Below are 7,618 nucleotides of genomic sequence, written 5' to 3'. Positions count from 1 at the left end.
TTTTGCGGCTATATTGGATGAGCTTAGTTCATTTTATTATGGTGGATTAGTAGATTATCTAGAAAGTGGTCGTGAAAACCTTTGTGCCCTAGTTGCAGGCATTCAAGGTATGGAACAATTAGAAAAAAAATACCCTAGAGCTGAAGCCAATAGTATTATTGGTATTCAAGGTACTATTATCTGCGGGATGAGTGGGGTTAAAACAGCAACCGAAGTAAGTAAACGAATTGGTCGAACCAATCAGAAAAAGACAGGCTTAAATCAAAACCTTGAAGGAGGACAAACTCTAAGCCATAGTTTTTTCATGAACGAATTAATTCCAATAGACCGCATTAGTAATTTCTCACAAGGAGAGTTCTGTGGAGTGGTAGCAGATACCTTAGAAGACCCTATTGAACAAAAACGCTTCTGGGGTAAATTTAAAAAACACCATTGCCACAATACCAAAAAACAAAAAAACATGCCATTGATTCATGATTTTTGGAACAATGAAGCACAGGAGCTCTTTAAAGAGCACTGGAAAGAAATGATGCGTACTGGATTCTTCGTAGATTTTATCGATGCACTAGATAAGGGCGATATGGTCTTTATCTCTAAGAGTGTTAACTTTTACATTCGCTTTCTAAGACTCTCTAAAGAAGACTTAAATTATTTGATTAAAAAGAATAACGCTATTCAACAACAGAATACTAAGATACAAGATAAGGAACAACATGAAAAAGGTATAAAAGGTAAACAAAGTAAAAAAGGTATAAAAGATAATTCCAAATTTGCGCAACAAAAGTTCTTGGCGGAGTATTTTTCAGACCGCTTAGAAACTGTCATTATTGAAAATGAGAAACATCAGTTTCTTTCTGCTCATTTAGAACGCATGTACAATGAGGTAGAAACTTGGATAAAAAAAGAATACAAAGAAGTAACTGGAGAATCCATCGATGGGGATTTATTCAATCTTAATGACTTCCAAGTTGATGATTTAACAGAAGTGCCTTTTTAATATCTTTGCGAGCATGTACGACCAGACAAATGAAGGTAAAGGGGCAATATTCCTAAAGCAAATGGAAAACGAAGATTTCGGATATATTCCGGAAAGGCTCAAAATGATAAGAAGAGAATTACAAAAGGAAACAAAAGAAGACCTTTACGACCAAAAAATGTTTGCGGAAGCTTTAGGCATGTCCGCCGCTGCTTTTAATTCTTTAGAAAATAATAGAGCTGGAACCTCCTTTAGGGTAGTATTTAAAATCATTCATTTTTTTACCCTAATGGGATATAATCCCTTATGGATAATTAGCAAGGACAATCTACTTATACCAAAAAAGAATCACCAATCTGAGTTTATATTAAATCGTTCCAATGTAGATAACGCATTTAATCAACTCAATCAGGATATTAAAGCCATCCAAGAAGAAACGAATACGGCTATTGAACGCTTCAAAAAACAGATAACCTCGTAAGGTTCTGGTCTAATCAAAAAGACTAAAAAACAAGAAGTATCCTAAGAAGTGAGAAAGAAAACCTTTCTTTTTCTTTTTCTGGGTAGTTGGAACCTTAACGGTTCTTAACTCGTTTCTTTTGTCCTTTGGCACTATTTCTACATTTCTCATAATACTAGAATTTAATTGTTGTTTGTTCTCACAAAAGAAAGGGACAAACAACCATTATCCGATTCTTGGGCCATGTTTTGGGCCTTTTCGCTTTCCTTTGCTTTTCTTACCAGAATAATGTCCATCACCACCAATATCATCCTTTAATAATCTAGCGGTGCTCTGGAACACATCATCCATCTTAAAGCCCTTATCACTTAATTTACTTAATTCTTCCTGTAGTTTTTTATTCGCCATAGGCTCTAATTCAGAAACAGAGGCTTTCGCTTTATTGGTCAACAATAACCATGCCGCCTCATTATAATTTCCTTTTTCCATAGCAATGACAAAACGGTATTGTTCGCTACGAGCACTACCTTGTTGAGTAAAACCATGCTCCCTCATAGTTAATACCTGACTTCCTAAGCTAGGATTATCAATTCCGTGATTCGAACTAAGCAAATATAATTTATCAGTTCCCCCTAGCTTAAATTGTACTCCCTCCTTGGTGTCAACAGCCCGGATTCCTTTACTGTTAAGATAATCAATTTTCTGTAAGGGATTCCCTGGTAATGTAGCCAGTTTCTCCACGAAATGCTCGATATAAGGTCTTTCGAAACTGACTTGGTATCGTTCCCTGTGCTTTTCGGGAATATGGTCCTTGAATAATTCGAACGCCATAAGCTTGTCGTAACCGATATCCATAAGTTCCCGTTTGTCTCCATATAAAGAATGGGTAACCTGTTGGAAGCTATTGGAATAGTATTCGAAATAGAGTTGTTTCTGCAGGTTCACCAAAAGTACCTGTTGTCTGCCCGTAAGGGTGGTATCCGCCGTATACTTTCCATGAAGGTCCATTGCCCTTCCGCTCAAATCGAAACGTATCCCTAAAAGTGCTGCCATATTCGGATTTGCAAATCCCTCGGCTAGTTTAAGGGTATTGGCAAAACGCTCCCGTTCCGAGCGTATCGACTCATTGAGTGATTCCTGTGAGGTATACCCTTTTAAAAAATCATCCACGAAGGCTTCCGGCAATACCTGTTCCTTTTCCTTAAGGTAGGCTTTGAAATCTTCCTTATCCCCGATAAGATATTCCTTTAGGTCAGAAGTATATCGATAACCGCCCTCCAACTTATATTCGTACAATAGCTTGCCAATGAGCTCCTTATTAGCCTCTTCTTGTTTAAACGGTTCGAATGCTTTATGGCCCTTGAATTCGGATAGTATCCCAGGGCTTACCATATTATCCCTAATCATGCTATAAGCCCATCCATAGGAACCGGTATCCATCGCATGGTTAAAACGAATATCGTCCATACGCTCTGGTAACTGCTGCTGCTTCAAATGCTGCTTGTCTAGAAAACTCCCCAATCCCTTTACAACATGCTCGCTACCCATATCCATCATTCTTGCTTTAATAATGTTCTTATTACCAGAGGTTTCAAGGGATAACATAAAACCTTTTTTATTGTAAGCCGCTACTAATGATTTTGGGTCTATTACCTCTCGCTTTAACTCATTGGATACTCGGGATAGATATTTACCAACAAGCTCCTTCTCCATATACTCCCGTTGTTCGGGAACAAGATTGGACAAGGATATAAACCGTTGCACATCAAATAAGGTGGTAGCCCCTACCCTGTCGTTCTTCTTTGGATTGTCCTCTCCTGAGATATGATTCAGCGTTCTTTCAATTAGGGATAATACGCTCTGTTCTGCCTTGGTGTGAACATATTGCTTATGAAAGGTATTTAGTCGAAATAAGGATAATAAATCTTGAGGGTTTAATCCATTGGATTTAGCAAAATCATGTAATAAGGCTACTTCCTTATTCTGGTAGAAATCTTCCTTGGAAATAATATCTGGCAGTTCTGATTTCAACACCCCTAAATACTCCTCAACAAAACTACGGAGTCCTTTCAGTTGTGATTCACTAAGTAAAGGTTCAAAAATCTTTAGCGTACTAGATTCCTGCAGGTGTTTTAAAAGTCCCTCCTTTGTGGCTATTTCTGATATAAATTTTGAAGTTTTAAGTGCTCTAGAGGTACTGCTTTTATATACCCGAAAAGTTTCATCCGCTATAACTTTAAACAGACCGCTTTCAACAGGATGCTTTAGTTGAGTAGTACGTTGAATTTTTTTAAAATCAACTTGCTTTAAATCACGCTCAGAAAATACGTTTTTCCCCTTGGTGTCCACTACGATAAACTTTTCCTCTCCCTGCAGCTCTTTTCCCAACGGTTCGAATATATGCTTAAAGTCAAGGCTGCTGATGGAATCGAAATAGGCTAGTTTTTCCACCAGTATGTCCTCGGTCGCCTTAAGGTTGCGGTAACGCTTAGGCGCTTCTTTAAAGTTTTTGGAAAGGGTATCCCTTATGGCCTTTCCAGAATAGGCCTTATCCAAATTGGAACCTGCAACCCCCTTGGTTCCGAACCCGTTTATATAACGCTCATGCTCATTACCTAAAGCAGCAAATCCTATTCCATTCTGCTTTGTACGGTAAATCGCTATACCATAGCGTTCACGTAGTAAAAGCTCTAAATCCTCATAACGTTTCGGCCTGAGGGAAAGCGCCTCTTTGACACTGTTCCTTAGCAGGTTTTTATAGTCCTTTTGCTCATAGACCTCTTGACGCTGAGCCGGACTATTTTTTATACTAGAAACCTGTGTAAGATTGTAATCAAGTTCAATCTTTCTTGATATGTTCTGAGAACGGTACCGCTCTCCCCAGGTAGCTATAGTCTTACCGTTATCAGTAACTTTTGTAGTTACGATATGAATGTGCGGGTGGGCTTGGTCCATATGCTTGACCATTACATAGGGTTGCTCACCATAACCTAACTCCTTAAGATAACGCTCCCCTATTTCCACATACATTTCTTGGCTTAACACACCTCTATCCCCTACAGGAAAATTAATACTAATATGAACGGTAGGACGTTCGGTTTTTGAAAAAACATTGTAGCTATTAATAGAGGCGGTAATATTGGATTTGGTACTGGTATTTACATACCGTTCTGAGATTATTTCAGCAACTCCTTCTTCTATTTTTTTAGTATGATAGGTCACAATGCCATTCGTATTTGATGTATGTGAAATTTGAGCTATCATTTGAAATTGGGATTGTTAAGCTGCAACAATTGGTTAATGGTTGAAACAGTATGGTCCAGTTTTTCTTGGGTAATATCCAGGGCTTCTTTTAAGGCTTGGTCACGCCTAAAACCCAGATTGGTTTTATGTGCAATCTGGTTGATATTGGTTCCAATTTTATTTACTTCTTTAATTAACTTATAGAGTTCTATACGGTCAAATTCAACCGGGTTATTCCGTATTCTAGAAGGACTATTTAAAGCTTGAGAGTTGTGGTCTTGACTTAATTTATGGACAATATACTTTGTGGTTTTACCTCCAAAATAAGTTTCAGAACGCTCTTTTATCTGTTCAAAAAGTTCAGGTGAACAGGTAAAGGATATGCGTTTGCATTTCTTGTTGTCGTCCATTTTTGGACGGCCAACGTTTTTTATGGTCTTGTGTTTCAAAATCGATTATCTGTGATAAATTAATAAAAGTATTACTTTTATCCACCTTGCAAACTACGCCAAGGCGTAGTCACCATTTACGAATATAAGAAAATAGTTACACATAAGAACCCTAAGAGATAAAATAGAACTTCACTACTATACCCTTAAAGAATTAATTGATACCTTAGTAACACAATAACACAACGTCACAATAGCACCATAGAACACTGTCACAAAGACACACTATAACAAAAGCACAAAGTCACAACAAAAAAGCAGGGAATGAAAACGGCAATGATATTCAACAACAAAGGGGGGGTGGGAAAAACCACAAATACCATTTTGCTTTCATCATTTTTAAATGCGTATTATGAAAAAAAAATAGCGCTTATTGATTGCGATAACCATCAATGGAGTACCTATTCTATTTATGTAAAAGAGCAAGAAAAAAATGCAATAAATAACCAGCAAGAACTTTCCCAAAAAGAAAAACCTAAATCCGATATTAAGGTCTTCAAAGCATTTTCTAAAGACGTTCCTACACTAATAGAAAAATTCAAAGCCTCGGGAAAATTTGATATTCTTTTCATTGACATTGGCCAACGTGCCTTAGATGAAGTTGGTCCCATTATAAAACACTTGGACCACATGGTGGTGCCCTACTCCAGAGATGAAGAAGAAATAAGAAAAGCGGTGGAACTTATTAAAACCATAAAAAAACGTTATCCCGAAAAAAACATTAAAACCATAACCTTCCGAGTAGAGAAACAGATACTTCATAAAATGGAAGATATACGAGAGCATCTAAAAGAAAAACACGATATCGAACATTACCAAAGTGTAATATTAAAAAGAGTTAGATATCCAGAACAAAGAAGTTTTATAACTCCATTGGACTATAAAACAGAAGAAAAAGAACACGATAGAGGCTATATAAGCTTCGCTAACGAATTTTTAAAACAATTGGCATAAGATATGGCTAAAAAAGAATTTGACTTCGACACATCAGCCGACCTGACTCAAAACGCTTTGGATAGTGTAATGTTTAACGATGAAAAACAAACCAAAAAGGAGAAACCTGAACAAAAAAGCAAAGGGAATAAAAAAATAGCAAATAAACCTAAAACTAATGCAGCTGCTGTAGAGAAAGTAAGGGAACATTTCTATGTCAGTAAAGAATCTATGGATGTGCTCAAAAGATACGTTCTGGAACAAAAATTGAAAGGAGATACCAAAATAAGCAATAGTTCGCTTGTGGATGAGTTTATAGCTAAAGGTCTTAAAAAAATGGGATTGAAATAATCGTGCATCATGAGCCAGGAAAGGATAATCATCATCATGTTAGCCTATGTAATTATGTGCATAGGGGTATACCTAGTGGTCACCAAGTATTGGATAAAAAAAAAGCCAACACAAAAAAGTGAAAGCAATTTCGATGGTAACGAAAGTAAATCCGTTTTAGAAGAATTAGAAATGGAAACTAATATTTTTGAAATGGCCGCTGCCGACAAAATAGATAATGAAATATCATCTTTCGAGATAGCATCGCCTTATGAAGAAAAAACAGAAAATGATTTTCTTGATTTTGGAGAAAATAACAATGATGATATCATCGATGACAAGATTCGAAAGCTGTTGGAGGATTAGCACTTTTTTTTTGTTGTGCTGCTTTTGTTTAAATGGCCAACAAGATAAAAATGATTTTAAGGGTTTTGATCCTGGGCAAAAAGTTTCTCAATCGGAAAAAGAATTATATTTCCAACGTTTGGAAACTATAAATTCCATAAACACCATTAAAATCCGAAAAAACCTTTCTGTAGCTAAGCAAGTCAAAAGATACCTGGGCTTTTCTTCCCTGCCCTATACTATGGGTAAAGCGGATTTTTACTTTTATTTTTTTGAGAAAAAACTACGTAAATACGGACTTCCAGAAGAGCTTAAATATTTGGCTGTAATTGAATCGGCCATGAATCCTAGGGCTAAAAGTAAGGTTGGAGCTATGGGACTTTGGCAATTCATGCCGAATACTGGCGTACAATATGGATTATACCATGCTGATAATGTTTCACTTTTTTATGACCCTATCGCTTCTACCGATGCCGCTTGTAGGTATCTCTTATATTTATATAAAAAATTCAAAGATTGGGAACTGGTACTTACCGCTTATAATTATGGAGAGGGTAGGCTTTTAAAATTAATAAAGAAAACAGGTAAAAAAACATTTTGGCAGCTGCAGGAATTTCTTCCTAAAGAAACCAAAACCTATGTTCCTTCTTTTTTAGCGGTTCAATACATTTTTAATTTTTATGAATACCACGGTATTCAACCAATGAAGCTCAAGTTAAGCCCGCAAAAAATGAGCATTCATAAAACAACACAAACAGTCCGTAAATCCATACTTCAAGAGGGAGTAAAAAAAGAAGTATTTGCATTTCTTAATCCTCACATTATCGGAGAGCAGGTGCCTTCAGGCACAATCTATTATAGTTTATAATAGTATATTTATCC

General features: G+C 36.6%; 9 protein-coding genes. 6 read left to right on the top strand and 3 right to left on the bottom strand.

The features are described 5' to 3' along the window. Together HCO57_RS16210 and HCO57_RS16205 are read left to right on the top strand one after the other, a co-directional pair. On the top strand, nt 1-997 hold a 997-nt coding region (locus HCO57_RS16210; RefSeq protein WP_167989891.1), incomplete at its 5' end, for a TraM recognition domain-containing protein. 13 nt (nt 998-1,010) lie between these two features. Then, entirely contained in the window at nt 1,011-1,457 is a 447-nt protein-coding gene (locus HCO57_RS16205; RefSeq protein WP_136951919.1) for a helix-turn-helix domain-containing protein, read from the top strand. Nucleotides 1,458-1,466: 9 nt separating this feature from the next. Here the strand turns inward: HCO57_RS16205 and HCO57_RS16200 are convergent, their stop codons facing one another. The 3 genes from HCO57_RS16200 to mobC are packed head-to-tail and all read right to left on the bottom strand — an operon-like array spanning nt 1,467 to nt 5,089. Beyond that, nucleotides 1,467-1,607, bottom strand: coding sequence for a hypothetical protein (locus HCO57_RS16200; RefSeq protein ID WP_167989890.1), 141 nt, complete (start codon nt 1,605-1,607; stop codon nt 1,467-1,469). 54 nt (nt 1,608-1,661) lie between these two features. Beyond that, nucleotides 1,662-4,700: a relaxase/mobilization nuclease domain-containing protein gene (locus HCO57_RS16195; protein ID WP_167989889.1), complete on the bottom strand. Its 3,039-nt coding sequence runs from the start codon at nt 4,698-4,700 to the stop codon at nt 1,662-1,664. Continuing rightward, on the bottom strand, nt 4,697-5,089 hold the full coding sequence (gene mobC, locus HCO57_RS16190; RefSeq protein WP_209066186.1) for a plasmid mobilization relaxosome protein MobC: 393 nt from the start codon (nt 5,087-5,089) through the stop codon (nt 4,697-4,699). Before mobC ends, HCO57_RS16195 begins: the two co-directional genes overlap by 4 nt. Nucleotides 5,090-5,392: 303 nt before the next feature. On the opposite strand from mobC, the gene HCO57_RS16185 reads away from it, so the two are divergent. Genes HCO57_RS16185 through HCO57_RS16170 form a run of 4 tightly spaced genes read left to right on the top strand, consistent with a single transcriptional unit; the run spans nt 5,393 to nt 7,604 of the window. After that, nucleotides 5,393-6,082, top strand: coding sequence for a ParA family protein (locus HCO57_RS16185; RefSeq protein WP_167989887.1), 690 nt, complete (start codon nt 5,393-5,395; stop codon nt 6,080-6,082). Between the two features lie 3 nt (nt 6,083-6,085). After that, nucleotides 6,086-6,412 carry a hypothetical protein gene (locus tag HCO57_RS16180; protein ID WP_167989886.1) on the top strand — a complete coding sequence of 109 codons (327 nt, stop codon included), beginning with the start codon at nt 6,086-6,088 and terminating at the stop codon, nt 6,410-6,412. A 9-nt stretch (nt 6,413-6,421) separates the two neighbouring features. After that, entirely contained in the window at nt 6,422-6,757 is a 336-nt protein-coding gene (locus HCO57_RS16175) for a hypothetical protein (RefSeq protein ID WP_167989885.1), read from the top strand. Further along, nucleotides 6,663-7,604 (top strand): lytic transglycosylase domain-containing protein, encoded by a 942-nt coding sequence (locus tag HCO57_RS16170; RefSeq protein ID WP_167989884.1) that lies wholly within the window; start codon nt 6,663-6,665, stop codon nt 7,602-7,604. The genes HCO57_RS16175 and HCO57_RS16170 overlap by 95 nt, the downstream gene beginning before the upstream one ends. Nucleotides 7,605-7,618 lie beyond the last annotated feature (14 nt).

Source organism: Croceivirga sp. JEA036 (assembly GCF_011882165.1).
Lineage (GTDB): Bacteria > Bacteroidota > Bacteroidia > Flavobacteriales > Flavobacteriaceae > Croceivirga.
This window is presented reverse-complemented; position numbering and strand designations above follow the sequence as displayed.

Coding starts and splice junctions, on each gene's coding strand:
- HCO57_RS16205 (WP_136951919.1), top strand. CDS start 1,011: ATGTACGACCAGACAAATGAAGGTAAAGGGGCAATATTCCTAAAGCAA.
- HCO57_RS16200 (WP_167989890.1), bottom strand. CDS start 1,607: ATGAGAAATGTAGAAATAGTGCCAAAGGACAAAAGAAACGAGTTAAGA.
- HCO57_RS16195 (WP_167989889.1), bottom strand. CDS start 4,700: ATGATAGCTCAAATTTCACATACATCAAATACGAATGGCATTGTGACC.
- mobC (WP_209066186.1), bottom strand. CDS start 5,089: ATGGACGACAACAAGAAATGCAAACGCATATCCTTTACCTGTTCACCT.
- HCO57_RS16185 (WP_167989887.1), top strand. CDS start 5,393: ATGAAAACGGCAATGATATTCAACAACAAAGGGGGGGTGGGAAAAACC.
- HCO57_RS16180 (WP_167989886.1), top strand. CDS start 6,086: ATGGCTAAAAAAGAATTTGACTTCGACACATCAGCCGACCTGACTCAA.
- HCO57_RS16175 (WP_167989885.1), top strand. CDS start 6,422: ATGAGCCAGGAAAGGATAATCATCATCATGTTAGCCTATGTAATTATG.
- HCO57_RS16170 (WP_167989884.1), top strand. CDS start 6,663: ATGAAGAAAAAACAGAAAATGATTTTCTTGATTTTGGAGAAAATAACA.